This window comes from Cryobacterium sp. AP27 (assembly GCF_056680495.1).
Window position 1 is genome coordinate 968,305 of the sequence record NZ_CM155285.1, and the last position, 25,331, is coordinate 993,635.

The 25,331-nt window shown below is 65.2% G+C and carries 24 protein-coding genes, 1 tRNA gene and 2 pseudogenes; 14 read left to right on the plus strand and 13 right to left on the minus strand.

Translation table 11 applies throughout. The annotated features are described in order from the left end of the window. The first annotated feature begins 1 nt into the window (after position 1). Together cmk and der are read left to right on the plus strand one after the other, a co-directional pair. Positions 2-691, plus strand: coding sequence for a (d)CMP kinase (gene cmk / locus AC1MB9_RS04480; RefSeq protein ID WP_479963842.1), 690 nt, complete (start codon positions 2-4; stop codon positions 689-691). Continuing rightward, complete coding sequence (der, locus tag AC1MB9_RS04485) at positions 684-2,195, plus strand: ribosome biogenesis GTPase Der (RefSeq protein ID WP_479963843.1); 1,512 nt, start codon at positions 684-686, stop codon at positions 2,193-2,195. Before cmk ends, der begins: the two co-directional genes overlap by 8 nt. 74 nt (positions 2,196-2,269) lie before the next feature. On the opposite strand, the gene AC1MB9_RS04490 is transcribed toward der, so the two are convergent. Genes AC1MB9_RS04490 through AC1MB9_RS04505 form a run of 4 tightly spaced genes read right to left on the minus strand, consistent with a single transcriptional unit; the run spans position 2,270 to position 6,102 of the window. Further along, on the minus strand, positions 2,270-3,754 hold the full coding sequence (locus AC1MB9_RS04490) for a sodium/solute symporter (RefSeq protein ID WP_479963844.1): 1,485 nt from the start codon (positions 3,752-3,754) through the stop codon (positions 2,270-2,272). Beyond that, positions 3,751-4,146, minus strand: coding sequence for a hypothetical protein (locus tag AC1MB9_RS04495; protein ID WP_479963845.1), 396 nt, complete (start codon positions 4,144-4,146; stop codon positions 3,751-3,753). The genes AC1MB9_RS04490 and AC1MB9_RS04495 overlap by 4 nt, the downstream gene beginning before the upstream one ends. Next, complete coding sequence (locus tag AC1MB9_RS04500; protein WP_479963846.1) at positions 4,143-4,865, minus strand: LytR/AlgR family response regulator transcription factor; 723 nt, start codon at positions 4,863-4,865, stop codon at positions 4,143-4,145. Before AC1MB9_RS04500 ends, AC1MB9_RS04495 begins: the two co-directional genes overlap by 4 nt. A gap of 46 nt (positions 4,866-4,911) precedes the next feature. Continuing rightward, a complete protein-coding gene (locus AC1MB9_RS04505) occupies positions 4,912-6,102 on the minus strand; it encodes a sensor histidine kinase (RefSeq protein WP_479963847.1) in 1,191 nt (396 codons plus the stop codon). A 175-nt stretch (positions 6,103-6,277) separates the two neighbouring features. Between AC1MB9_RS04505 and AC1MB9_RS04510 the strand changes: the two genes are divergently transcribed. The 4 genes from AC1MB9_RS04510 to AC1MB9_RS04525 all read left to right on the plus strand — a co-directional run bounded on the left by AC1MB9_RS04510 (position 6,278) and on the right by AC1MB9_RS04525 (position 11,994). Beyond that, entirely contained in the window at positions 6,278-6,646 is a 369-nt protein-coding gene (locus AC1MB9_RS04510; RefSeq protein ID WP_479964580.1) for a DUF485 domain-containing protein, read from the plus strand. After that, positions 6,643-8,256: a solute symporter family protein gene (locus AC1MB9_RS04515; protein ID WP_479963848.1), complete on the plus strand. Its 1,614-nt coding sequence runs from the start codon at positions 6,643-6,645 to the stop codon at positions 8,254-8,256. The genes AC1MB9_RS04510 and AC1MB9_RS04515 overlap by 4 nt, the downstream gene beginning before the upstream one ends. Further along, entirely contained in the window at positions 8,256-10,226 is a 1,971-nt protein-coding gene (gene acs, locus AC1MB9_RS04520; protein WP_479963849.1) for an acetate--CoA ligase, read from the plus strand. Before AC1MB9_RS04515 ends, acs begins: the two co-directional genes overlap by 1 nt. 178 nt (positions 10,227-10,404) lie before the next feature. Beyond that, positions 10,405-11,994, plus strand: a complete 1,590-nt coding sequence (locus tag AC1MB9_RS04525; protein ID WP_479963850.1) for a chitinase — start codon at positions 10,405-10,407, stop codon at positions 11,992-11,994. Here AC1MB9_RS04525 and AC1MB9_RS04530 read toward each other — a convergent pair. Then, complete coding sequence (locus AC1MB9_RS04530; protein ID WP_479963851.1) at positions 11,978-12,577, minus strand: GNAT family N-acetyltransferase; 600 nt, start codon at positions 12,575-12,577, stop codon at positions 11,978-11,980. The genes AC1MB9_RS04525 and AC1MB9_RS04530 overlap by 17 nt on opposite strands. Before the next feature lie 140 nt (positions 12,578-12,717). Here AC1MB9_RS04530 and AC1MB9_RS04535 point away from each other — a divergent pair. From AC1MB9_RS04535 to AC1MB9_RS04545, 3 genes are all read left to right on the plus strand, one after another. Next, positions 12,718-12,791: transfer RNA gene (locus AC1MB9_RS04535), tRNA-Pro, on the plus strand. Between the two features lie 180 nt (positions 12,792-12,971). Continuing rightward, positions 12,972-13,226, plus strand: coding sequence for a helix-turn-helix domain-containing protein (locus AC1MB9_RS04540; RefSeq protein WP_479963852.1), 255 nt, complete (start codon positions 12,972-12,974; stop codon positions 13,224-13,226). Between the two features lie 5 nt (positions 13,227-13,231). Continuing rightward, positions 13,232-14,419 (plus strand): tyrosine-type recombinase/integrase, encoded by a 1,188-nt coding sequence (locus AC1MB9_RS04545; RefSeq protein ID WP_479963853.1) that lies wholly within the window; start codon positions 13,232-13,234, stop codon positions 14,417-14,419. On the opposite strand, the gene AC1MB9_RS04550 is transcribed toward AC1MB9_RS04545, so the two are convergent. The 4 genes from AC1MB9_RS04550 to AC1MB9_RS04565 form a co-directional block, all read right to left on the minus strand. Then, entirely contained in the window at positions 14,416-14,787 is a 372-nt protein-coding gene (locus AC1MB9_RS04550) for a hypothetical protein (protein WP_479963854.1), read from the minus strand. The two genes, AC1MB9_RS04545 and AC1MB9_RS04550, sit on opposite strands and share 4 nt — an antisense overlap. 224 nt (positions 14,788-15,011) lie before the next feature. Then, positions 15,012-15,626 (minus strand): hypothetical protein, encoded by a 615-nt coding sequence (locus AC1MB9_RS04555; protein ID WP_479963855.1) that lies wholly within the window; start codon positions 15,624-15,626, stop codon positions 15,012-15,014. After that, on the minus strand, positions 15,619-16,830 hold the full coding sequence (locus AC1MB9_RS04560; RefSeq protein ID WP_479963856.1) for a hypothetical protein: 1,212 nt from the start codon (positions 16,828-16,830) through the stop codon (positions 15,619-15,621). The genes AC1MB9_RS04555 and AC1MB9_RS04560 overlap by 8 nt, the downstream gene beginning before the upstream one ends. Further along, positions 16,827-17,702, minus strand: a complete 876-nt coding sequence (locus AC1MB9_RS04565) for a hypothetical protein (RefSeq protein WP_479963857.1) — start codon at positions 17,700-17,702, stop codon at positions 16,827-16,829. The genes AC1MB9_RS04560 and AC1MB9_RS04565 overlap by 4 nt, the downstream gene beginning before the upstream one ends. A gap of 199 nt (positions 17,703-17,901) precedes the next feature. Between AC1MB9_RS04565 and AC1MB9_RS04570 the strand changes: the two genes are divergently transcribed. Next, positions 17,902-18,720 carry a hypothetical protein gene (locus AC1MB9_RS04570; RefSeq protein ID WP_479963858.1) on the plus strand — a complete coding sequence of 273 codons (819 nt, stop codon included), beginning with the start codon at positions 17,902-17,904 and terminating at the stop codon, positions 18,718-18,720. Beyond that, the gene (locus AC1MB9_RS04575) at positions 18,677-18,970 is read left to right on the plus strand and encodes a helix-turn-helix domain-containing protein (RefSeq protein ID WP_479963859.1); all 294 of its coding nucleotides are present in this window, start codon (positions 18,677-18,679) and stop codon (positions 18,968-18,970) included. The genes AC1MB9_RS04570 and AC1MB9_RS04575 overlap by 44 nt, the downstream gene beginning before the upstream one ends. Positions 18,971-19,065: 95 nt before the next feature. Here the strand turns inward: AC1MB9_RS04575 and AC1MB9_RS04580 are convergent, their stop codons facing one another. Next, on the minus strand, positions 19,066-19,635 hold the full coding sequence (locus AC1MB9_RS04580; RefSeq protein ID WP_479963860.1) for a hypothetical protein: 570 nt from the start codon (positions 19,633-19,635) through the stop codon (positions 19,066-19,068). A 550-nt stretch (positions 19,636-20,185) separates the two neighbouring features. On the opposite strand from AC1MB9_RS04580, the gene AC1MB9_RS04585 reads away from it, so the two are divergent. Then, entirely contained in the window at positions 20,186-20,815 is a 630-nt protein-coding gene (locus AC1MB9_RS04585) for an Ltp family lipoprotein (protein ID WP_479963861.1), read from the plus strand. Positions 20,816-20,970: 155 nt separating this feature from the next. Here AC1MB9_RS04585 and AC1MB9_RS04590 read toward each other — a convergent pair whose 3' ends face one another. The 3 genes and pseudogenes from AC1MB9_RS04590 to AC1MB9_RS04600 all read right to left on the minus strand — a co-directional run bounded on the left by AC1MB9_RS04590 (position 20,971) and on the right by AC1MB9_RS04600 (position 23,759). Next, positions 20,971-21,945: an IS481 family transposase gene (locus AC1MB9_RS04590; protein WP_479963862.1), complete on the minus strand. Its 975-nt coding sequence runs from the start codon at positions 21,943-21,945 to the stop codon at positions 20,971-20,973. Positions 21,946-22,283: 338 nt separating this feature from the next. Then, positions 22,284-22,698: pseudogene (locus AC1MB9_RS04595) on the minus strand (ATP-binding cassette domain-containing protein); the annotation flags it as partial. Positions 22,699-22,811: 113 nt separating this feature from the next. Further along, complete coding sequence (locus tag AC1MB9_RS04600; protein ID WP_479963863.1) at positions 22,812-23,759, minus strand: SAM-dependent methyltransferase; 948 nt, start codon at positions 23,757-23,759, stop codon at positions 22,812-22,814. Between the two features lie 614 nt (positions 23,760-24,373). Here AC1MB9_RS04600 and AC1MB9_RS04605 point away from each other — a divergent pair. Next, on the plus strand, positions 24,374-24,829 hold the full coding sequence (locus tag AC1MB9_RS04605) for a hypothetical protein (protein ID WP_479963864.1): 456 nt from the start codon (positions 24,374-24,376) through the stop codon (positions 24,827-24,829). Between the two features lie 137 nt (positions 24,830-24,966). Continuing rightward, positions 24,967-25,128: pseudogene (locus tag AC1MB9_RS04610) on the plus strand (ATP-binding protein); the annotation flags it as partial. Positions 25,129-25,331 lie beyond the last annotated feature (203 nt).

The window sequence follows — 25,331 nt, forward strand, 5'->3', positions numbered from 1 at the left end:
CATGGCTCGTCATTCTCTCCCCACCGTCGTCGCCATCGACGGTCCGGCCGGAAGCGGAAAGTCGAGCGTCAGCCGCGCCGCGGCCCGCCGGCTCGGCTTCGCCTACCTCGACACCGGCGCCGCCTATCGTGCGCTCGCCTGGCTCGTGCTCGACCGCAAGGTCGACACCGAGAGCGCCGACGCGGTCAAGGCCGCGCTGGTCGAGTTCGACTACTCCATCGGAACCGACCCCGACGAGTACTACGTGCTCGTGGGGGAGACCGACGTGACCGACGCCATCCGTTCGCCCGCCGTATCGGCTGCAGTGAGCGCCGTCGCCCGCGTTCCCGAGGTACGCACACACCTCACGGAGCTGTTCCAGAGCCTCGCGAGCAACGTGGATCGGCCCGGCGTGGTGGTGGAAGGACGCGACATTACGACCGTCGTGGCACCCGACGCAGACGTGCGCATTCTACTCACCGCATCCGAGGAGGCTAGAATGGCTAGGCGCTCTGCGGAAATAACTACCCAGTCGGCCAAAACCGTGGCAGATCAGCTGCGATCGAGAGATCGCGCTGACTCACAGGTCGTCGATTTTATGAGCGCCGCAGACGGTGTCACCACCGTTGACTCCACCCACCTTGACTTAGAACAGACCATTACCGCGGTCATCGACGTCATCCACACACGTACGGCTAGGGCAAATGACTGAGGAATACGACGACACGGGCTCCGCGCTCGATAACGAGCTGGCGGAAAGGCTGGCGAACCTCGACGAGGAGCTGGCCGCCAAGCGAGCCGAAGCGCTGCGCACCGGCCTCGATGACTACGATCTCGACGAGGAAGACTTCGACGTACTGTCGACGGTCACCAACGACCCGAGCGCGATTCAGTACCTGCCGGCCGTTCCGGTGATCGCGATCGTCGGCCGCCCCAACGTGGGCAAGTCGGCGCTCGTCAACCGTATTCTCGGCCGCCGCGAGGCCGTCGTCGAAGACACTCCCGGCGTGACGCGTGACCGCGTCGCGTACAAGGGCGAATGGAACGCACGCACGTTCAGCCTCGTCGACACCGGCGGTTGGGAGCCCGACGCCAAGGGCATCGACGCATCCGTTGCCGCCCAGGCCGAAATCGCCATCGACCTCTCCGACCTCGTGATGTTCGTCGTTGACTCGAACGTCGGGCCCACCTCGACCGACGAAGCCGTGGTGCGGATGCTGCGCAAGAGCGGCAAGCCGGTCTTCCTGATCGCCAACAAGGTCGACGACGTTCGCCAGGAGCCCGAAGCGGCCAGCCTCTGGGCGCTCGGACTCGGCCAGCCGTGGCCGGTCTCCGCCCTGCACGGTCGCGGCGTCGCCGACCTGCTCGACGCGATCCTCGAGGTTCTCCCCGAGATTTCCAACGTCGCCAAGCAGGAAGTCGGCGGACCCCGCCGCGTGGCCATCCTCGGCCGCCCGAACGTCGGCAAGTCGAGCCTGCTGAACAAGGTCGTCGGTGAAGAGCGCGTGGTCGTCAACGACCTCGCCGGAACCACCCGCGACCCGGTCGACGAGCAGGTTGAGCTCGGCGGCAAGGTGTGGCGTTTCGTCGACACCGCTGGAATCCGCCGTCGCGTGCACCTCGCGCAGGGCGCTGACTTCTACGCCTCGCTGCGTACGAGCGCCGCCCTCGAAAAGGCCGAGGTCGCCATTGTGCTGCTCGACGTGACCGAGGTCATCAGCGAGCAGGACATCCGCGTGATCGACCTCGTGATCGAGTCGGGCCGCGCCCTCGTGCTCGCGTTCAACAAGTGGGACCAGATCGACGACGACCGTCGCCGTTACCTCGAGCGTGAAATCGAGCAGGACCTGGCACACGTGTCCTGGGCCCCGCGCGTGAACATCTCGGCGCTCACCGGTCGTCACATGGAGAAGCTGGTTCCGGCCCTCGAGCTCGCGCTCGAGTCGTGGGACACCCGCATCGCCACCGGCAAGTTCAACGCCTTCCTGGCCGAGCTCGCCTCGGCCCACCCGCACCCCGTGCGCGGTGGCAAGCAGCCGCGGATCCTCTTCGGTACGCAGGCATCCAGCCGCCCTCCGACGTTCGTGGTGTTCACCACGGGCTTCCTGGACCCGGGTTACCGTCGCTACATCCAGCGTCGCCTGCGCGAGCTCTACGGCTTCGAGGGAAGCCCGATCAACCTGTCGATGCGCGTGCGCGAGAAGCGCAAGCGCTAAGCAGCCGGCCTGCACAAACGCGCGCGTCCTTCGGGGCGCGCGCGTTTCGCGTTTCCCCGCCGTTGCGGGACGTGTCAGCGGGTCGCAGCGGCCGACCGGCGTTCCGGGGTGTGCAGGCGGGTCATAATCTTCGTGATGCCGCCCGGACGTCGGCTCTTCGTGGCAAGCGATACCGCGATCATCACCGCGAAGGCCGTGGGAACGGTCCAGGCCGCCGGTTGCGCCAGCAACTCGCCCAGCAGACCCGTGCCGGACCCGAGCACCCGGCCCAGCACGATGGACCCGCCGCACAAGGCGCCGCCCGCGAGCATCCCCGCTATCGCGCCGGCGTCCGTCAGGCCGCGCCACCAGATGCCGAGCAACAACAGCGGGCACAGGGTCGAGGCGGTGAACGCGAACACCAGGCCCACACTGCCGGCCAGTTGCATCGAGTCCGTCATCAGGGCCACCCCCAGCGGCGCGATGGAGGAGAACACCGCCGCGATCCGGAAGCCGCGCACCCGGCCGCCGAGCACGTCCTGGCTGATCACGCCCGCGACGGAGACCACAAGCCCGGAGGTGGTCGACAGGAAGGCGGCGAACGCCCCGGCGATCACGAGGGCGGTGAGCATGTCGCCCGCCGGCCCGGGGATCAGCCGTCCCGGCAGCAACAGCACCAGGGCATCGGCCGTGCCAGCCACCGCGAGGTCCGGCGCGAACGCCCGCCCCACAACGCCATAGAGCGTCGGGAAAATGTAGAAGACCGACAGCAGCGCCAGGACGATGAGGGTCGTGCGTCTGGCGGACGTGCCGTCCGGGTTGGTGTAGAAGCGCACCAGAACGTGCGGCAGGCCCAGCGTGCCGAACAGCAGGGCGATGACCAGCGAGATGTTCCGGTAGGTGCCGGACGGGGGAGAACCGACCGGGTTGGACGCAAACGGCTCGGCGACGGCGGGAATGGCCAGTCCGTTGTTGGCCATCACGATCAGCACGAAAACGATCGGCACGGCGATCGCGGTGAGCTTGAGCCAGAACTGGAAGGCCTGCACGAAGGTGATCGCCCTCATCCCACCCATCAGCACGGTGACACAGACGACGACGGCCACGGCCACGGACCCCACCCACGAAGGAAGTCCGGTGGCGATGCGGATCGTGAGGGCGGCGCCCTGCAGCTGCGGCACGATGTAGAACCAGCCGACGAGCACCACGAGCAGGCTCGTGACTCGGCGTGCCGCCACCGACTCCAGGCGCCCCTCGGTGAAATCGGGAACCGTGTACGCGCCCGAGCGGCGCAGCGGCGCGGCCACGAAGAGCAGCAGCATCAGGTACCCGGCCGTGTAGCCGATCGGGAACCAGAGCGCGTCCGCGCCGGAGATGAGGATCAACCCGGCGACCCCGAGGAAACTCGCGGCGGACAGGTATTCGCCGCCGATGGCGGACGCGTTCCACCACGGCCGCACCGTGCGCGAGGCGACATAGAAGTCCTCGGTGGTGCGAGAGATCCGGAGGCCGTAGAAGCCGATCGCCGCGGTCACGACGAAGACGCCGATCAGGCCCGCGTAGCCCACCGCCGGGTTCATTCGTCCTCAACCAGATCGAGGTACCGGGCCTCGTTACGCGACGCGGTGCGCACATACAGCCACGCGCTCAGCCCGATCAGCGGGTAAACTCCGACGCCGAGCAACAGCCATCCGAAGGGCACCCCGAGAAACGTGGCCTCGTCCATGCCGGGCACCCAGGCCAGAAGCAGCGGGAACGCCAGCAGGATGAGCAGAAAGCCGACAGCGACGACCACCGCCAGTCGAAGCTGCGAGCGGATGAGCGAACGCACGAAAACCTGGCCCACCTCGGACTCCTCGGCGACCTCTCGGGCCACCGGGCACCCCGGCGACGCCCGTCGGGCCTGGGACCTGGGCGCGGTGACGCGCACCCGTCGCGGCGGGGTCGGCCCGGGGGGCGCGTCGGAGCTCATGCGGACGGCCGGATGCGCGTGGTCTCGAGCTTTTCCCGCAGGGCGGGCAGGTGCCGGCGGCTCACGGGCAGTTCGGCGCCGCTGGCGACGATCGTCGGCTGCGCGGCGCTCAGATTCGCTTTCGTGACGTGCGTCATCGACACGAGGTAGGAGCGGTGTATGCGGAGGAAGCCGGCCTCGGCCCATTGCTTTTCCAGATCGGCGAGCGGAACCCGGATGAGATGGCTGGAATCCGCGGTGTGCAGCCGGGCGTAGTCGCCCTGGGCCTGCACGTAGCTCACCTCATCGCGGCGGATCATCTTCTTCATGCCGCCGACGTCGACGGTGATCATCGCGGCGGGCACGGTTTCCGCGATCGTCATCGCTTCGATCACCCGGCCGACCGACGTGGCCAGCCGTTCGGCGCGAACGGGCTTGAGCAGATAGTCGACGGCGGCGAGTTCGAAGGCCTTCACGGCATGGTCCTCGTCGGCGGTGACGAAAACCACGGCGGGGGCGGTGCCCGACCGTGACACGGCGCGGGCGATATCGAGGCCGGACAGTCCAGGCATGTGGATGTCGAGGAATAACGCGTCCACACGCTCGTGATCGAGGATGCGCAGGGCCTCCGATCCGGATGAGGCGCGGTGAATCGTCCCGACCCGGTCGTCCTTGCCGAGCAGGAAGGTGAGTTCATCGAGGGCGGGGGGCTCGTCATCGGCGATGAGCACAGTGATCATGGAGCCAGTCTGTCAGTCACCGGCACGCCGGACACGGGAATTTCGGTCATGAAGCGAGGTCGGGTCGGGGCTGGGACTTCGGAACCCGCATGGTGATCAGCGTTCCCGCTCCGGGGGCGGTGTCCACGACCAGTCCATGATCGTCGCCGTACACCTGGCGCAGCCGCGAATCCACGTTGCGCAGCCCGACGTGATCGCTGTCGCTGTGTCCGGCGAGCACCGCCCTGAGATGCTCCGGTTCGATTCCGACACCGTCGTCTTCGATCGTCACCTCCACGAACGCGCCCGCATCCTGGGCGGTAATCGTGATCCTGCCGATGCCTTCCTTGTCTTCGAGCCCGTGCCGCACCGCATTCTCCACCAGCGGCTGCAGGCTGAGGAAGGGAATCACCGTGCTCAGCACCTCCGGCGCGATGGTCAGGCCGACCAGCAACCGGTCGCCGAAGCGGGCGCGTTCCAGCTTGAGGTAATGCTCGATGCAGCGCAGCTCCTCCGCAACGGTGGTGAAATCGCCGTGCCGGCGGAACGAGTAGCGGGTGAAGTCGGCGAATTCCAACACAAGGTCGCGAGCCTTCTCCGGATCGGTGGTGATGAAGGAGGCGATGGCATTGAGCGAGTTGTAGATGAAATGCGGGCTGATCTGCGCGCGCAACGCGCGCACCTCGGCCTCCACCAGGAGGGTGCGGGAGGACTCGAGTTCGGCCAATTCGACCTGCGCCGCCACCCAGTCGGCCACCTCGCCGGTGGCGCGCACCAGTCCCGGTTTGGCTCGCGGCGCGTAGGCGACGAGCGCACCCACGATGCGCGATCCCGCCCGGATCGGGGCCACGACCGCCTCCTGCAGTTCGGCCAGGTTTGTCCCGGACTCCCGCACCACCTGGGTTCGCCCCGTGGCGAGCACCTTCGCGGCGAGGCCCATCGCCGCGTCGCGGTGTTCATCCCCGATCCCGTCCCAGGCGAGCACACCGGTCACATCCGTGATGGCCACCGCCTCGCAACCCAACAGGCTCCGCAGATGCTTGCTCGCCTTGGCGGCACCGGCCGGCTCAAGCCCGTTGCGCAGGTGCTTGCCCGCCAACGACGCGGAGTGCAGCGTCGTGAACGTGGCCCGTTCGGCATCCGTGCCCAGCTCCCGCCAGGAGCGGAGCAGCCGAAATCCCGCGGCGCCGACGAGCGCGATGAGCAGGGTGATGACGACGCCGATGACGACCACGGCGAGCAGCGGTGACTCGGGCATGCTGCCAACCCTAATCCTCCTGCGCGGAACGCGCCGTTCGGCGCATGCTGACCGCCGTTCGGCGATGGAAACCCCGGAAGGCGACCACCGGCGGGCGAAACACGGGCAGAGTGAGCCGCACGATACAAGTCCGGCAGCGCCTGCTGGAACTTCTTTCAATGACGAGGAGAACATCATGGGCAATGACGCCCTGACCGAGGAAGTGGCCGTTTCGGCGGATACCTTCCATCAAGTGCAGAAATCCGAAGAATTTCAGGAGTTGCGCAAACGTCATCGGAGTTTCGTCTTCCCGGTGGCCGTTGCCTTCCTGCTCTGGTACTTCGCGTACGTGCTTCTCGCGGGCTACGCGCACGACTTCATGTCGATCAAGGTGTTCGGAAGTGTGAACATCGGCCTGCTGCTCGGCCTGGCCCAGATCGTGACCACATTCGCGATCACCACCTGGTACGTCACCTATGCCGGGCGCCGGCTCGACCCGATCGCGTCGAAAATCCGCCACGAAATTGAGGGCCCGCTCGCTACCGCCTCGAAGGAGTCCAAGTGAACATCCACCTCGCAACCGCGGCCTCGTCTCCGGGCAACCCGGTTCTGAACATCAGCATTTTCGGCGCGTTCGTCGCGATCACGCTGTTCATCGTGCTGCGCGCCAGCCGCAACAACAAGACGGCGGCCGACTACTACGCGGCCGGACGTTCCTTCACCGGCGGGCAGAACGGCACCGCCATCGCCGGCGACTACCTGTCTGCGGCCTCGTTCCTCGGAATCGTCGGGGCGATCGCCATCACCGGCTACGACGGATTCATGTACTCCATCGGATTTCTCGTCGCCTGGCTGGTCGCGCTCCTGCTCGTCGCCGAACTTCTCCGCAACACCGGCAAGTACACGATGGCGGATGTGCTCTCCTTCCGCCTGAAGCAGCGCCCGGTTCGCATTGCGGCCGCGATCACCACCCTGATGGTGTGCTTCTTCTACCTCCTGGCCCAGATGGCCGGCGCCGGCGGGCTCGTCTCGCTGCTGCTCGGCATCAACGACAAGGTCGGCCAGTCGATCGTGATCACCATCGTCGGCGCCCTGATGATCGTCTACGTACTCATCGGCGGCATGAAGGGCACCACCTGGGTGCAGATCATCAAGGCCTGCCTGCTCATCGCCGGTGCCGCCGTGATGACCATCTGGACGCTCGCCCTGCACGGCTTCAACCTCTCCACCCTGCTGGATGCCGCCGTGGCGACCGCGGGCAACCCGGAGATCCTGAACCCCGGCCTCAAGTTCGGCCTGTCCGACGTCACCAAGCTCGACTTCATCTCCCTGGCGCTGGCCCTGGTGCTCGGCACCGCGGCGCTGCCGCACGTGCTGATGCGCTTCTACACCGTCCCGACGGCCAAGGAAGCCCGCCGCTCCGTGGTGTGGGCCATCTGGCTCATCGGCGGGTTCTACGTCTTCACCCTCGTGCTCGGCTACGGCGCGGCCGCCCTGATCGGCGCCGACCGCATCCTCGCCTCACCGGGCGGCGTCAACTCCGCCGCTCCGCTGCTGGCCTTCGAGCTCGGCGGTCCGATCCTGCTCGGACTCATCTCCGCGGTGGCCTTCGCGACCATCCTGGCCGTAGTGGCCGGCCTCACCATCACCGCCGCGGCATCCTTCGCCCACGACATCTACGCCAGCGTGTTCAAGAAGGGCAAGGCCCGTCCCGAGGACGAGGTCAAGATCGCCCGCCGCACCGTGATCATCATCGGCATCGTCGCGATCATCGGCGGTATCGGCGCCAACGGCCAGAACGTCGCCTTCCTCGTGGCGCTGGCGTTCGCCGTCGCCGCGTCGGCCAACCTGCCGACCATCCTGTACTCGCTGTTCTGGAGAAAGTTCAGCACCCAGGGCGCCGTGTGGAGCATGTACGGCGGACTGGCCTCGGCCATCCTGCTGATCGCGTTCTCCCCGGTGGTGTCCGGCTCTGAAACGTCGATGATCCCCGGCGCCGACTTCGCCATCTTCCCGCTCAGCAACCCGGGCCTCGTGTCTATCCCGCTGGCGTTCTTCCTGGGCTGGCTCGGCACCGTGCTCGACCGGGTTCCGCGGGACCTGGACAAGCAGGCCGAAATGGAGGTGCGTTCGCTTACCGGCGTCGGCGCCGAGAAGGAAGCGGTGGACCACTGATGTCGAGGGAATCGAGCACCATCACCGGCCCGGATGTGACACGCACCTTCGCACCGACCGAGCATTTTCAGGCGCAGGCCAACGCCGACGTCTCGCACTACGAGCACGCCGACCGCGACAGCGAGCACTTCTGGGCCACCCAGGCCGAGAATCTCGTTTGGACGCAGCCGTGGGACGAGGTGCTCGACTGGTCGAACCCGCCGAACGCGCGCTGGTTCCACGGCGGCAAGCTCAACGTGGCGTACAACTGCGTGGATCGTCACGTGGAGTCCGGGCACGGTGACCAGGTTGCCCTGCACTGGGTCGGCGAGCCCGGCGACACCCGCGACATCACCTACGCGCAGCTCAAGGACGAGGTCAGCCGGGCGGCCAACGCGCTGTCCTCGCTCGGCCTGGTCGCGGGGGACCGGGTCGTCATCCAGCTGCCGATGATCCCGGAGGCGGTCGTCTCCATGCTCGCCTGCGCCCGGCTGGGCCTCGTGCACAGCGTCGTCTTCGGAGGATTCTCGCCGGCGGCGCTGCGCGCCAGGGTCGACGACGCCGAGGCACGAGTCGTGATCACCTCCGACGGGCAGTACCGGCGCGGTGCCGGCGCCCCGATGAAGGCGAATGTGGATGAGGCGCTGGAGGGCGCCGCCGTGGAGAAGGTGCTCGTGGTTCGCCGGGTGGGGGAGCCCGTCGCCATGCAGGAGGGACGCGACCTCTGGTGGGACGAGTTCGTCGGCTCCCAGTCGCCCGAGCACGCGCCGGAGTCGTTCGACTCGGAGCATCCGTTGTTCATCCTCTACACGTCGGGAACGACCGGCAAGCCGAAGGGGATTCTGCACACCTCCGGCGGATACCTCACCCAGGTCGCCTACACACATCGCGCCGTGTTCGATCTCAAGCCCGACACGGATGTCTATTGGTGCGGCGCCGACATCGGCTGGATCACCGGGCACAGCTACATCGTGTACGGGCCGCTCGCCAACCGCGCCACCCAGGTGATGTACGAGGGAACGCCGAACACACCGCACGAGGGACGGCACTTCGAGATCATCGAAAAGTACGGCGTGACGATCTACTACATCGCGCCGACGCTGATCCGCACCTTCATGAAGTGGGGTGAGCACATTCCCCAGAAGTACAACCTCGAGTCGGTGCGCCTGCTCGGCAGTGTGGGGGAACCCATCAACCCGGAAGCCTGGATGTGGTACCACACCCACATCGGCCGGGGCACGACCCCGATCGTCGACACCTGGTGGCAGACCGAGACCGGCGCGATCATGATCACGCCGCTGCCCGGCGTCACGGCCACGAAGCCGGGCTCGGCGCAGGTTGCCCTGCCCGGGATCTCGGTGCAGATCGTCGACGACCACGGCGCGAAGGTCGAGGCGGGCGAGGGCGGATATCTCGTCATCGACAAGCCCTGGCCGGCCATGTCCCGCGGCATCTGGGGCGAACCGGAACGCGCCCAGGAGGTGTACTGGGACCGGTTCAAGGCGCAGGGCTACTACTTCGCCGGCGACGGGGCGAAGTACGACGAGCACGGTGACATCTGGCTGCTCGGCCGGGTCGACGACGTGATGAACATCTCCGGCCACCGCATCTCCACGGTGGAGGTGGAGTCGGCCCTCGTCTCCCACCCCGCCGTGGCGGAGTCAGCCGTCGTGGGGGCATCTGACCCGACGACCGGCCAGGCGATTGTGGCGTTCGTGATCCTCCGCGACAGCATCGACGGCGACCTCGCCGATCGGGAGGCCATTATCGCGAGCCTCAGCGCCCACGTCGTCTCGGAAATCGGGCCCATCGCCCGGCCGAAGCGGATCCTCGTGGTGCCGGAGCTGCCGAAAACGCGCTCGGGCAAGATCATGCGTCGTTTGCTGCGGGACGTGGCGGAAGGCCGGGACATCGGCGACGTCGCGACCCTGGCCGACACCTCGGCCATGCGCACCATCGCCACCAGCATGGCGGGCACGCCGACCGGGTAAGGCGGCGGGAACGACGTGGCGGCGGGCGCAGTGCGCCCGCCGCCACACGCCTGTCGGGCCGGGCAATTCTTACATCTCGGTGTCAGACGCGGGCGGCGTTGGCGAACCGCCGCCGGCTCGCCTAGCCTTGATCCGGGGCAGGCACCATGCGCTGCTCCTTGTCAGAGCAAGGAACACCATGGCGGCTTCGTCCACGTCAGAGCGCGACGATCGCGCACAACCTCCCGCAAAAACGTCCCGACGCATGTCACCCGTGCGCATCATTGTGGCGCTCGTGGTCGTGAGTGCCCTCGGCTTTTTCGGCTACATGGGCGTGCAGAGCTGGGCTGGGGCGCAGGCCGCGGCATCCGTTGACCCGTGGTTTGCCGGGTACGTGGACGTCACCGCCACACCCTCGCTCGCGTTCGAGGCACCGGCCACACCGGCCGGCCGGGATGTGGTGCTCTCATTCATCGTGGCGGGCACGGATGCCCCCTGCACTCCCACCTGGGGCACGTATTACACCGTGGAGGAAGCGGCCGCAGGCCTCGACCTCGACCGCCGAGTGGCACGCGTCAAGCAGCTCGGCGGTGAGGTGGCCGTGTCGTTCGGCGGCGCCATCAACAACGAACTGTCCACGAGCTGCCTCGAACCGGACACGCTCGTGGAGGCCTACGCTGACGTGCTCACCCACTACGGGGTGACGACCATCGACCTTGACGTTGAGGGCGTGAACCTCACGGATACGGCGGCCGGGGAGCGCCGGGCCGCAGCCATGGCCGCGCTGCAAAAGCAGGTCGACGGCCTCATCGTGTGGATGACACTGCCCGTGGCACCGACCGGCCTCACCGAGGACGGCACGACCGCGGTCGGGCAGATGCTCGCGGCGGGCGTCGACCTCGCCGGCGTCAACCTGATGACGATGGACTACGGCGACAGCCGCGACCCGAGCATGAGCATGGCGGACGCGTCGATCGCGGCGCTGGAGGCCACGCACGCCCAAATGCTCACCCTGTACAAGCGGGAGGGGGTGACGTTCAGTGACGAGACCGTGTACTCCAAGATGGGTGCCACGCCGATGATCGGTCAGAACGACGTGTGCGGCGAGATCTTCACGCTGAGCGACGCCGGCCAGCTGCAGGCCTTCGCCAAGACCAACAAGCTGGGCCGGTTGTCGATGTGGTCGCTCAACCGCGACCAGACCTGCGGCGCGAACTTCCCGGATGTGACGCGCGTGTCCGACGCGTGCAGCGGCGTGAACCAGAAGGGCTTCACCTTTGCCGAGGCACTCGGTGAGGGATTCACCGGGCGCCCGCAGCAGGGCGGCGAGACGGAAACGACGTCGGAACCCATCCCCGAGGTGAGCGTCGACGACCCGAAAACGAGCCCGTATCCGATTTGGGTTGAGGCGGCGGCCTACCCCAAGGGAACCAAGGTTGTCTGGCACGGCACCGTGTACGAGTCCAAGTATTGGAGCTCCGGCGACCTGCCCGATGACCCGGTGCTACAGACCAGCGAGACGCCGTGGTCGTTGGTCGGCCCGGTTCTGCCCGGCGATATTCCGTTCGTACAGCCGACGCTGCCGGTGGGAACGCACCCGGCCTGGGATGGCGCCACCGTGTACAACAAGGGCGACCGGGTGCTGCTGGACGAGCTGCCGTTCGAAGCCAAGTGGTATTCGCAGGGCGACAGCCCGGAGGCGGCCGCGCTCAGCCAGGGCTCCTCCCCGTGGGTGATGCTCACCGAGGAGCAGATCGCGGAGGTGACGGCCGCTATTCCCGCAGAGTGAGCTGAACCACGGGGCGGTCCGGCTTCGGCCGGGACACCTCGTGGAAGCCGGCCGTCAGAAACTGGCTCAGCGTGCCGTGGTACAACTCCGCCGCCTGTGCGCCCGGCCGCACGGCCACATCAACCGGGTACGCCTCCAGCAGCCGGGCGCCGTGCCGGCGGGCGTGCTCCACCGCGGCGGCCAGGAGCGCGCCCGCCACGCCGCGACGTCGAAAACCCACCCGCACCACGAAGCACGACACCGACCACACGGATGCGTCCTCCGCCGGGTCGGGGCTGCCCTCGGTGACGAGCGCCTGACGTAGCAGCCGCGGGTAATTCGGTCGGGGTTCGACGGCGCACCAGCCCACCGGCTCTTCGGCGAGGTATGCGATCAGGCCCGGCGCGGGGTCGTTCTTCACGATCTGTTGGTGCAGGAGAGCCTGGCATTCCGCGCTGCTGCCCTGCCGTTCGCCCGGGGTTGGCGGCTTGAAGTACTGGCACCAACACCGCGACGCGTCGCCCTTGGTGCCGAACACGAGTTGTACGTCGTGCCAGGGGACATCCGCTACCGACATGACCGTGATCTCGCCCGTTTGCGTCATGCGACGAAGATACTCCGATGATTCTTTTCTGTGGAGGACGGCTGAGGGGCAGATGTGCACTTTCTGGCGTCGCGGAGGCGGTAAGCTAATTCAGTTGCCTCCTGCGGGTTTTGTTCGTTGAAACCGTAACGTTGGAGCGGCGGGCTGTAGCGCAGCTTGGTAGCGCACCTGACTGGGGGTCAGGGGGTCGCAGGTTCAAATCCTGTCAGCCCGACAAAATGTCCCGGAAACTCAAGGGTTTCCGGGACTTTTTTGGTTAAAGATTTGACTACCCCATCAAAAACCCACCTTTTACTCCTCTCTGGAGCCGCTGAGCCGGCCCTGTCACCCGGGGTGCCGACGTCGCTCTCGGTTCTCTTCGATCCTCCGGGATTGTGGTGCGCACCTGTCGAGTATGAGTATCCACAACGAAAACCCAACCTCTTCTCCCACCGACGACTGGGGCCTGGAGCCCCTGATGGACGTCAACGAGCTGGCGTCTTACCTGGGCATTCCGCTGTCCACGGTGTACGACTGGCGTGTGCGCGGCAAAGGGCCCACCGCGTACCGGTTCGGCAAGCATCTGAAGTTTGCCATCTCCGACGTGCGGGCCTGGATCGCCGAGCAACGGGAGCCCACCAGCCCGCCCCGGCGACCCGATCGGCGGTGAGGTGAATGTCCCGGCCGCGCCTGACGATCGGCACCTTTGGCGAGATCACCACCCGGCTGATGCCGTCCGGCCGCTTCGAAGCGAGAACCCGCTACCGCGACTGGGACGGCCAATCCCGCCAGGTGCAGAGCAGCGGCGCCACCGCCAAGGCGGCCGAGCGAGCGTTGAAGGGCCGGCTCGCCGACCGGTTCCTGCAACAGCCCACGGACACGACTCTTACGCCAGACAGCCTGTTCAAAGACCTCGTGACGTACTGGCTCGAGGACATTGATCTGGAGGGCCGGATCTCTAGGACCACTCGCAACCTGTATGAGCGCAATATGCGCACCCTCGTCTCTCCGGTGTTCGACCATCTGACGCTGCGGGAGATCGGTGTGGCCCGGTGTGACCAGTTCATCAAGGAGTTGGCGAGGATCTCCTATAGTCGCGCCAAGCAGGCTCGGGTGGTGCTGCGGCTGGCGCTGGAACTGGCGGTGCGACACGAGGTCCTCCCGCGCAATCCGATGGACCACGTTGGCCGCCTGTACCGCGAACCGCACATCCCCGATGCGCTCACAGCCCCCGAGGTGAACGTGATCCGCGCGGCGATCGCCCGGTGGGAGGCTGGCGCCAACCACGTGTCCGGTCCCAAGCCCGACGGGCAGCTCGGTGCAATCATCGAGGTCATGCTCGGCACCTCGGCCCGGATCGGGGAGGTGCTGGCCATCCGCCGCCGAGACGTCGACATCACCAGTGTTGTGCCATCCATCCGCCTGGCCGGCACGATCATCAGTCGCAACGGCGAGCTGACCTTTCGGCAAGACCACCCCAAGACCGCGAAGTCCCGTCGCGTCGTGGCCCTGCCGTCATTCACCGCCGATGCGGTGCGCCGCCGGCTCGCCACCGCACCGAACCTCGACCTGGATGCGCTGCTGTTCCAATCCCGGGACGGCACGCCGCTGACCACCACGAACGTGCGCCGACAGCTGCGTCACGTGCTCGGGGGAGCGGGGATCGAGGGGGTGACCCCGCACATGTTCCGCCGCACGGTCGCGACCGCGGTCAACGCGAACGCGAACATCGAACTCGCCGCAGAACTCCTCGGCCACACCGACACGAAAATCACGGTGCAGCACTACATCCAGCGCAGCGAACTCGTGAACCCGGCCACCGCCGCGCTGCTTGACCGGGCGTTCGCACGAGACGAGGACTAAACGAACGTGGCGGCCGTCGCGCGTATCTGCTCGGCGGCCGCCCGGAGTCGGGTCCCGAACAGGTCGAGGGAAGCACCGCATAGGTTCGATGTGGTCGCCCAGAGCTTCGATTGGTTGTCCCGTAAGACGCAGGTGAGCGGGATTTCCTTACGGGCGGGGCATATGGGACTCTCCTGTGGAGACGCCAGACGGCTCATTTCACAGCGATAGCGACAATGTTTGCCTCCTGGCTGCTCGAGTCTCTCCGAGTCGATACCCCTGGTCTTGCCGAGCTCGACAGAGTTGATGCCTGAGTTTTCACCAACCTGGTAGAGCAGTTCAATGAATCCCTCGTCGACCCCCCTATACATCTCTGCGTCTCCAGCCATGACGGCATCTTATGGGTGCATCATCGCCGTGTGACTGTGCTTGTCGCGGGACTGTGCCGGTTGTCGACCCCTAGTCCCGCCCTACTCTCGGCCGCAGTTCTTCGCTGGCGCGAAACCACGCTGGTTGTCTCGATGAGAGAACTTAGCTCATGTCGGCTATACCGAAGGCAGAGGTTCAGCCGTAGCAGCGTCCGCCCGGTGCGCGATTGACTCTAGACTGCGGGTCACGGCTTGACGCCGATGTCGCGCGCGAGCGTCGTCAGGAAGGCGTCGTAGGCGGCGCGCTGTTTCTCGGCGAGGGAGCGGCGGGAGTCTCGATCCTCGGCCAGCTCTGAGCTGATACGGCGCGTCCATGAACGCTTCCACTGCCGACCCCACTCGTCCTGTAAGTAGACGAGATCCGCCCGGAGTCGGGCATCCTGACTCCGTGCGATCCTGGTCTCGAAGAACTCGGCCATGAAAGCTTTGTGCGCCGAGATCGTCGACACGCTTACGAGCCCACGGTTGATGTTCATTGTGCGATCGACCGCGCGCTTGTGAGCGAGGACATCCTGTGGAGTCATCCGCTTCCAGTCGCCGACGCAGGAGTAGAAGCACACGATCGCGTTAATGCGCGGTGCGATGTCGTCGTATACCTGGATGCGCTTCGCGACCAGTGCCTGGCTCTCCGCTTTGCGGCGTTCGAAAGTTATGCCGATGATGGCGCCGATGGTGCCAGTGACAAGCGTGACCAAACCCGTGAGCACGATGGTCGCTACGTCGGGACCGCCGGCCCCGGGAGTCGGCGACGGAGAAGTCGTCGCTGCGAGGACGAGGAGGACGGCGGTCGGCTCAGGCACGGACATCTCCGGCTCGCTGTAGGTAGCGCGGCGACGCGATTAGGTCCTCGATAGGGGTCGGGAACGCATCGACCGGCAGTTGGCTGCTCAGCCAGGCGAGCGCCCGATCAACGTGGTCGACGAGTTCATCGGACTGGGTGTCCCGGATCCAAGGAGCATGCACGCTCGTGACGGGTTGGAGATGGGCCGCCGCGAATACGAGCACGCGCGCCTCAGTCCAGCCCAGCGTGGAAAGGATCCGCGGATCGCTGAGGGTCCGTCCGAGCAGATCAGAGACGGCTGCGCGGTCCGGATCTGACGCCCAGTGCGCGAAGGCCGGGGGAAGCGGCCACACCCGAAGATCGTCGAATCTGAGCCCGGTGTCATCGGATTCTCGTGTCCAGCCCCATCGCAAGAGGTTCCGATAGTGGTTCTCGAGGTCGTCGGGGTGCCTCGCCCCAATCGTGTGCTGCGCGTATGACGCCATGTGCTCAGGAAGCTGGTGGGTGTCGAGCATCAGATTCGTGAGCCCGAGTCGTCTCGTCGCACGGCCGAGCCGTGCGATCGCCGATCGCCACTCGCGTAGACCCTCGCGCGACGAACTCGCGGGCCCCCTCCGGGCGAGCTCAACCGCGATCGTGCTGATGGAGTCGGCGAGGGTCGTGGTTGGATCCACGCTCGTCGCGGACAGACGGTCGATTCTCGTGGTCGACACGACGTACGCGTGCTCGGCTCGGGACGGCGAGGACGCAGCGAAGGGGACGTCGGAGGGCGGCCCTCCCTCCTCTTCCGATTGATGAGCCGCATCTATGAAGGTGAGACCGAATTTCATTAGGGACTTGGTCGACTCCTGGTCGGGATCGTCCGCTGGTCCGCCGCGGTCAGTTTCGCCGGCTGGAGGCCCGAATGGCCCGCCTTCGGACCGTGGAGCATCGGGGCCGCCGCCTCGGCCGAGATACACGCGTCGGACGAAGGTGACGAGGTCGTCGAGCCGGGCGAAGCCGACTTCCGCGCCGTCGAGGAAGAGACCGGACTGGAAACGGCCGCGCGCCGCAGCCATCCCGATCGAGCGACTCGAGACGGGTGTTGGTGCGAACTCCGGCGCCGTCAGGAAGATCGCGGGGGATGACAGGTTCTGGGCGTCGAGAGCGAGATCGGGTGTGCGAAACACGGCGAATGCGGAGCCTCCGCTTGCGTTTAGGGCGTCGATGAACCAGGCGGTCACAGCCGCTGCCTACCTTCGTGCGTCACAACCACTATCGGAACGCCGGCGTCCGTGAGCGCACGCGCCGCTCGTCGGCGCGCGCTGAGCCAGACGAGATCGGTCTGCGGTGGGGCAGAGGGACTCGTGGCCGAGGCGATAGCGAGCTCTCTCGCCATCTCGCCCGCCGTAGTGCGCGCCGCGATCACGTGCTCGGGATGGACCGCGACCGTGAGCGGCACTTCGATGTACTCCTCATCGTCGAGTATGCCGCGACCGACCGCGGCGATCGTCAGCAGACGGTCGTCGGCTGCAGAGGTGAGGGCGAGAACCTTCCGGGCGATGAGATCGGCGCGCGAACTCCAAGGATCGGCGCCTCGCAGAAGTGCCGTCCGCACGGCTGCGGGGTCTTCGCCGACCTCGGAGCGAACTGGCTCCCTGCTTATGTTGTAGGAATTCTCCTCCAAGACGACCTGGGCGTCGTCGACGATCGCGGTGTCGATCAGGAGGCAGATGTCACCGAAGTAGCGCACACCCGCGCCGTTGAGCTCGAGCGCGGCGTAATGCAGACGGTCCGGCTCGATGGCAGGTCGTGAGGGATCTGTCCCGTCGCCGGCGAAGCTGTACGCGATGTCTGCGATCGCAGCGTCGATCCGATTGCGAGTGTTCCCATCATCACCGACGCGCTCGCCTGCGAGCTCGTGGCGATTCAGGAAGCCATGCGTGAGGACATCCACAACGTCGGCGCACGAGACATTGATTGCGACGCGCACCCCATCGCGCTGGTGCCCACCGGCGTCTATCGGTGCACCCTCGACGATGCGACGGATCGCATCACCGTTCGCTGTGCGCACGTCGCGCGCTGCCGAGAGCCCGTACCCCACATCCACCTCCAAAGGATGACGATCAGCGTCCTCGCACTGTATCCCGCGGGCGCCGCCGCGCGATAGTGCCGCTCAAAGGGTCGCCGCAGATCGGCGCCTCGAAAACATCGGCCGAAGAACAGCATCCGGACGTCCGGAGACGGACCCCGCCGCGGGTTTCTGATGAGGAGACTGCCTGGTGTGACGCATCGCTCGAGAGTAGATTTCGCTCATGTTCATGTTCATGCTCGTGAATGCGAGTTCGTTTGGCTCTGAGTGGGTCGCAGAAGTTCTCGCAAGTGCGATCGGGATCGGGCTGGGAGCAATCGTGCCCGTATTGCTCTTCCGGATGGGTCAAAGCGACGATCGGAGAAAGCAGGCCGAGGAAAGCCGTCAGGCGCGCGACGAGGCTGTCGCGGAAAGGCGGAGACAGCACTCGCTGTTCCTCGCCGAACGCGAGGAGAAGCTAGCGAAGGAGTGCGCCGCACTGATTCAGGGATGCACCGATGAGTGGCGTCGCGTGAAGCGTGAAGTACGCATCAAGGTTGTGAGATCCAAGCCGGACACGTCTGTGAGCGCCGCACATCGGGACGAGGAGAGCGGGCACCTGCTGAGGGAATGGATCGTAGACACCATCGACCCTCCCGGAGTCGAGCACCTCGATTCCGCCCGCGCACGATTGCTCGCCATGGGTGAAAGCGGGAGCATCGTGCGCGCTCGCATAGATCAGCTGAAAGAAGACGTGTACTGGAATTGGGTAGAGCTTGAGCTCGATCTCCTCGGTGACGACATGGACGCTCTCTTGGAATCGTTCCCGGAGCCTGCGGAGGATTCGACTCTCCCGGATGAACAACCAACCGCGGTCGATGACAAGCACGAGAGCGCAGCCGAGCCTACTGCCGCGGAGCTTTGGCAACGCATTCTCAGTGCGCTAGGGGCCCAATACGTCGAGCTCGAGTCCATCATCGCCGAGCTGATGTCGTTCACTAGCTCGTTCCGAGCGCACAATGCGATCAAAGACAATATCGCCGCCCAGAGGGAAGCAGTTTGAACGCGCCTTGATCTCCAAAAGCACCATCGCCGGCTTGGCTGCAGCTCGAGCACGCGGTAGGACCGGTGGGCGCCCGTTTCAGATCACGCCGGCCAAGATTCGCCTGGCCATGGCCACTATGGGTCAAAAGGAAACGAAGGTCGGTGAGCTCTGTAAGGAGCTTGGGATCACCCGGCAGACGCTGTACCGCCATGTTTCCCCAACGGGAGAGCTGCGACCTGACGGTGAGAAGCTCCACTCCAAGAATTAACGCGTGAGATAGAGGGGGAGGGGGCGCCGCAGAACTCGCTGAGACGGCGGCCTCCCTTGGACTTGCTCCTGCGCTGAGCAATCAAGCGCCCTGCCTTATTCGGCCGCGGTGTATTTGATCGCGGCTTCCTTACGTCGCTCGACAAGGAGATCCTCAACGCGTGCCTCGTGCGTGCCGAGTGGGATGCCGCGCAAGACGAGGTGGGCCGCGACGACCGGCTCGAGGAGTTCGGTCGTTCCTCGAAACAATTCCTGTGCGATGAGCGCCTCGGTAAGCATCACCTCACGCCCCCCTGTGCTCATGTAGTCGAGGTCGTGGTCACGGAAGAAATGATGCGCGAAGCGATTTCGCTCCTCGAGGGCGAGGGTTAGCTCGGCTAGCAACTCGGGGCTCTCGTCTAGGAACGGCGTGAGGCGTTTGAGGACGCGCCCCATCGTAACGGACGAGTTGGCGACAAGATGCTCGTCGAAGAGCGTTTGAGTGCCAACGGCAGAAGCCGTTTGAGCGAGCGTTAGGACATTGATTAAGGACATTTCGAGGACCGCAGAGAGGTACATAGTTAGGCCATATTGCGCCAACATTTCTCGACCTTGGTAGTTGTGGTCATCGAGTTCCCCCTCGCGGCAGATCTCGGGGTGTGCCTCGTCGTTGCTCGGGGTGGTCATTTATTCGACACTAGATGACATCGTTCCTCTCAATCAAGGCCTGCTCCAAGCTTGAGGCCGGAGCCGCTGGGAGTTGCCAGCCTGATGCTGTACCGCCACGTGTCACCGCCGGGGCGCAGCTCTCCAGACGGTGACACGTGGCGACGACGCTAAAGGCAGCTGCACGTACCTCGGCTAACAGAGCGCGTGCGTTCCAGGTTCCCCTTGCGAACTTGTCCCTCGCGTGACGCCATGTGAAAAAACAGGCCATCCAGCACGTTGGTCGTTTGTGCCCGAAGTAGATTGGCAAAGACGCACTTGTTCTTCACCTCAACTTCCGCGAGATTCCGTGTGTCCGATGTTGGCAGCTTGTCCGATCTGGCCTGTCACGCGGCGCTTTTACAGGTTCTGCCTAAGACCTCGTGTCGTCGGTCTCTGCCATACTCGGCGGATGACCGAACCTGAACCGCTGGGGGACGGCTCACACGAGCCTCGACCACCATCCGTGCCCGAACACTTGGCGGCAACCGGAACGATGCGCCCACCGCCGAAGAAACCTGCAGGTTTTGCTTTGGCCGCGCTCATCGTCGGTATCGCTGCCCTGCCTCTCGGACCGATCCCTGTGTTCGGCGCCTTGGTCGGCTTCGCAGCGGTGATACTCGGTGTGCTCGCGCTCATCAACAGCCAGCCGAAGGGGTGGGCGCTCACCGGCGTCATCCTCGGCGGTATCGCGATTCTCGCGTCGATCGGTATGACGATCAGCCTTGGCGCTTTCGACAGTGCATCGGATGTGCAGCCGGCGACGGTTGTCGTTGAGCCTGCGCCCACGGCGGAACCGGCGGGGACGACACCGCAGGTTGTCGAGAAGCAGGCTCCAGAACCGGTGCCGCCTGTTCCACGCGAGTTCGAATCCGCCCTGCACCAAGCCAGCAGATACTCCGACAGGATGCATATGAGCAAGGCTGGTGTTTTCGATCAGCTGACGTCGGAGTACGGCGGGCAGTTCACCCTCGAAGCCGGTCAGTACGCTGTCGACAACGTTGAAGCTGACTGGCCGGCGAACGCTTTGGTCAGCGCAAGATCGTACCAGGACAGGCTGTCCATGTCGCCGGCAGCGATACACGATCAGCTGACCAGTGAGTACGGCGGGCAGTTCACGACTGAGGAAGCGGACTACGCGATCCTGTATCTGAACGAATAGCCCGGCGTCCGCTCAGCATAAAACCTCGCTCTCGGGCGAGGTTTTTCTGATTCCAGATGGTGCCTGCGGGCGTCGGCGCTCGTTTTGCGCGTTGCGCCGCGCATGAGACTGGGGACGAACTTTCCCCCTAACTCCGTGCCCCTAGTTGTACTGAGTCATGAGGTTGGTGACACTCGGCTGAGCGGTGTCTGTCCGATTCCAGTGTGGATGCGTTCAGTGTTGTAGAAGTTCAGCCATGGCGCAAGGGCTTCGGCGCGTTCGTTGTTGTTGGTGTATTTGCGTGCGTAGGCCCACTCGGTGCCAAGGGTGCGATTGAGGCGTTCGACCTTCCCGTTCGTCCACGGGCAGTGCGGCTTGATGAAGCGTTGCACGGCGCCGATCCTGGCCACGGCGTCTTTGAATGCGGTCGATTTTCGGTAGGCGAACGCGTTGTCGGAGAGGACGCGTTCGATGTGCGGGATGCCGTTCTGGGCGAAGAACGCAGCCGCGCGCTCGAGAACGCCGGCGGCGGTGGTGCCTTTTTCGTCATCGTGGATTTCCGCGTGGGCGAGGCGGGAGTGATCGTCGATGACCGCGTGGATGTAGTCGAACCCCACTCTGCGTATGCCCTTCCGGTGGTTCCCGTGGCTCTGGGTGGGATCGGCGCGCCATCCGCCACCGTCCGGGATTCGGCCGAGTTTCTTCACATCAACATGCACCAGTTCACCCGGCCGCTTGCGTTCGTAGCGTTCCGCGGTGGCGCGGGAGGAACGGAGCACCGCGCCGGTGACCGGGTCTAACCACGACAGCGGCGGGAGGTCGTAGCGGTCGAGGATCCGAGACACCGTCCGGGCCGGCACCCCGGTCGTCGCCGCGATCCGCAGCGGGCCATGGCGCCCCAGCAGACGAGCAACGACGACCGCGGCTTCGCTGCGCGGACTTGTCCTCCGCGGGCAACTTCGGGGCCGGGACGATCGGTTCAGGAGCCCGGCGCTGCCCTCTGCGCGGTGCCGGTTGATCCACCGGTGAGCGCACTGGCGGGAAATTGCGAGTTCCTTGGCAACGTGCGAGACCGGGCGACCGTCAGTGATCACGCGTTCGATCAACAACGCCCTCCCATGAAGGGTCAATCTGGTATTAGCGTGGGGCATGAGAACCTCCGTGTTCGTGGCGACTTTGACATCACCACTGAAACCGGAGGTTCTCCCTTTTTCAACCCCGAACTGTCACCAACGTCATGGCTGGGTACACCTAGCAGTGGAATGAAACCGCGCTTAGCTTGGAATCGCAATTCCCCGGCGGGAAAAGTGGCCAGTCATGCCAACGGTTTCCGGATTGCGTGAAACGCCCTGGCTCGGGTACGGCCCAATTGGGCGTTGGACGTCTCCATCCTGTTCCGCTTCGAAAAACCCCATGGAGAGCGGTGAGACACGAAACGTGATGAGACGACTTTCCGAGACGCTCGGGGCGGGGGCACCGAGCTCAGTGACTAGATCCCGCTCAGCGCTTCCTCATCCGCCGCAACATTCTTCTGCACGGCGAACTGGGTCCGGTGCAATTCCTCGTACCGCCCACCCACAGCCAGAAGTTCCTCGTGCGTACCGCGCTCCACGATCGAGCCGTCCTCAACCACGAGGATCAGGTCCGCGCTGCGGATGGTGGAGAGGCGGTGTGCGATCACCATGGCTGTCCGTCCCTTGAGCGCCTCGCTGAGCGCCGCCTGCACGGCGGCCTCAGACGTCGAGTCCAGCGCCGCCGTCGCCTCGTCGAGGATGACGACGCGCGGCTGGGCGAGCAGGAGCCTCGCGATGGTCATCCGCTGGCGTTCACCCCCCGGACAGCCGGTTGCCACGCTCTCCCACCATGGTGTCCAGCTGGTCCGGCAGGGACCGGATGAGCTGTTGCCATCGCGACTCTTCGGAGGCGCATTGTTCTCGCGCGACCGAAATCAACCGGCAGCAGTCCTCAGACACGTAGGGAGCGGAAGCTGCCGCCCGAGCGTGTGGAAGGCATCGGCTCAGTGCCCGTGCCCTCGTTCTGTTCTTCCAGAGCTTGACCGTGTAGTGGTTCTGGCGATCAAGCATGGCTCATGCTGCGTTGATTTGTCGGGTTCGCGTGGCACCTCGTTCTCCCTCGCCTTCGATAGCGTTAATATCCCGTAGCGCATCGCACCGGTGCGGTAGGCCAGGATCAGGCGGGGGAAGCTCAGAACGAAGATGCGATTGCGTGCGCCAAAGGCGAGACGACGGGTCTCGCGATCGACGAGCAAGGCCTTCACAAGTAGACGGGCGCAGATCGTCCATGTGCGCGCGACGCGGCGGCTGACATCCTCATAGCCAGCGATCACAAAGCCCGCCGCCACTGCCATCGCCTCATACTCCTCGCGCGTGCCCATCGAGGGCAGGCGCCCTTCGCGGCAGATCGGCTCGAGCAGGTGGCGAACCTTCCAACCGCTAGCATCAGTCTCGGCGAGCCACGCGCAGACGACGAAGCGACCGCCGGGCGAGAGCACGCGATGCGCCTCGGCGAAGAACCTGGGTTTGTCGACCATGTGCTCGCTCGACTCGATCGCCCATGCGGCATTGGCCGAGGCATCGGCCAGCCCGTTGACGAGCCAGTCGCGAAGATGGATGTCCACCTCGGGTTCGGGATGCGCGGCAGCGTAGTGGGCCTGCTCAGCGGAAAGCGTGAAGCCGGTAACGCGGACCCTGCGTGTTACCGCGAGCTGCCTCGCGGTGGAACCATAGCCGCAACCGATGTCGACGCACGCCTCGCCGGGCATAAGGCGCAACCGGTCGCCGACGGTGTCGACAAGCGCCTTGACGGCCTCGGCGGGCGTCTCGCGACCCGTCGCCCATAGCCCGTGATGAACATGCTCACCCCACACCCGACGATAAATCGGATCGAGCTCGTCGTAGTGATCCGCGACAGCCACGGCGCTCTGGGAGATACTGGGGACGATCACGCCATCAGATTAGTACCACGATCCATGCCATCGGAAGGTCTCAGCTCTCGACTCCATAGCTTCTAGGGTCATTGCGGTGAAACGCGGGCGCCCGTGCCCGTGGGGTGTCCGTGCTTGGAAGTGAAACGAACCCCGGGGGCTGCGTGCCATCGAAGAGGTGACTGTGTTTCGGAGCCACCCTGCGAGCAAGGTGGTGATGGTCCGGTCGTCGCTCGTGACGTGGGCAACAGTACGGCCACCGGTGACGCCCAATTCGGTCAGTTCACTGTCAGGGTGCGAGGAAAGAGCTGCCGCCCGGTTCGAGTTCGCAGGGGCACCGGCGGGGGAGTGCCGCGGTGCGGTCACTGACGGGTTTCGGCCGTGCCGACATAACCGCACCTACCGGCAGGCATCCGGCGAACAGTATGGCTAGGTCAGTCGATCGAACCGGCAGCAGTCCCACGTGACATAGAGGTGTGTTGTCGGATAGCGTCGCATCTAGTTCGCGGTTCGCGGGGCTTGTCCATCTGTGGAGGTACGCACGCGCACGCACTTCCATGGCTACGATTGTGGCGAGCACAGTGATTGAGAGCGCGTGATGACGTACAGCGTAATTCGAGTTCGGGCGACGCATAGTGCCTCGCGATCAGGGCACACAGGTGGTGTGGTCGTGGTTGGGCCGCCACCTCTTCGGGATCGGTGGCGACCTCACCATCATCTACGCGGCAACGCTGGGTGTGATTTTTGCCGCCTTGCTGGTGTTCACAGGGCTCGCGATACGACGCACGGCACGTCGAGGGTTCGAAACTCGCGCGATAACATACGCGCTTCTCATTGCATCAGGCGTTAGCGGAATCTTGTTGGGACTCACGCTTCCAGATTCAACACCTCGCGGTTTGCAGACAATCATCAGCGGCCCCACACAGCCTGGGTTGGATATCGCTATTGGTATCGCGAACCCCCTGGGCGTTATCGGCATCGCCACCGCGATCATTGCGCTCGTTCTTTCCATTCGCGATTCGCGCGGGCGAATCACGCTTGTTGAGTCCTGGGGCGACGAGGATGACGTCGCCCGTGTCGACCCCGCGTAGCGGCAATTCGTTGCATCGACGCCGTTCTCGCCAGATCCACGTCCAGCGCGTCAGGCCGGAAACACCTTTTATGAGACAGCCCGAGACAGCGGGAATGCGGCACTCAGAGTCAGAACGAACGTATGGGAATCTCAGTTCGCTGGGGCGATGTCTTCGGCGACCAGGTCGTGGCCGCAGCCATGATCGACCGCATCGTTCATCACGCTGACGTCATCTCACTCAAAGGTGCCAGCTATCGATTGAAGGACAGCGGAATTACCACCCTGCCTTCCGCAAGACCAGAGAACACCGCAGAATAGAAGAACCGCGGTGGCCAACTTTTCAACGAGCGTCGACAATTACACATTGACCGCGAGATTCTCGCGATCACGGACGTCAGTGATTCCGTAGGGCAGAGGGCAGAGGGCAGAGGGCAGAGGGCAGAGGGCAGAACCGGCACGTCCGGCCCTAGCCTGCCGCTAAGGCCAGGAAAGAGGGGCTCAAACGGTCCTTGAGCTCTCCG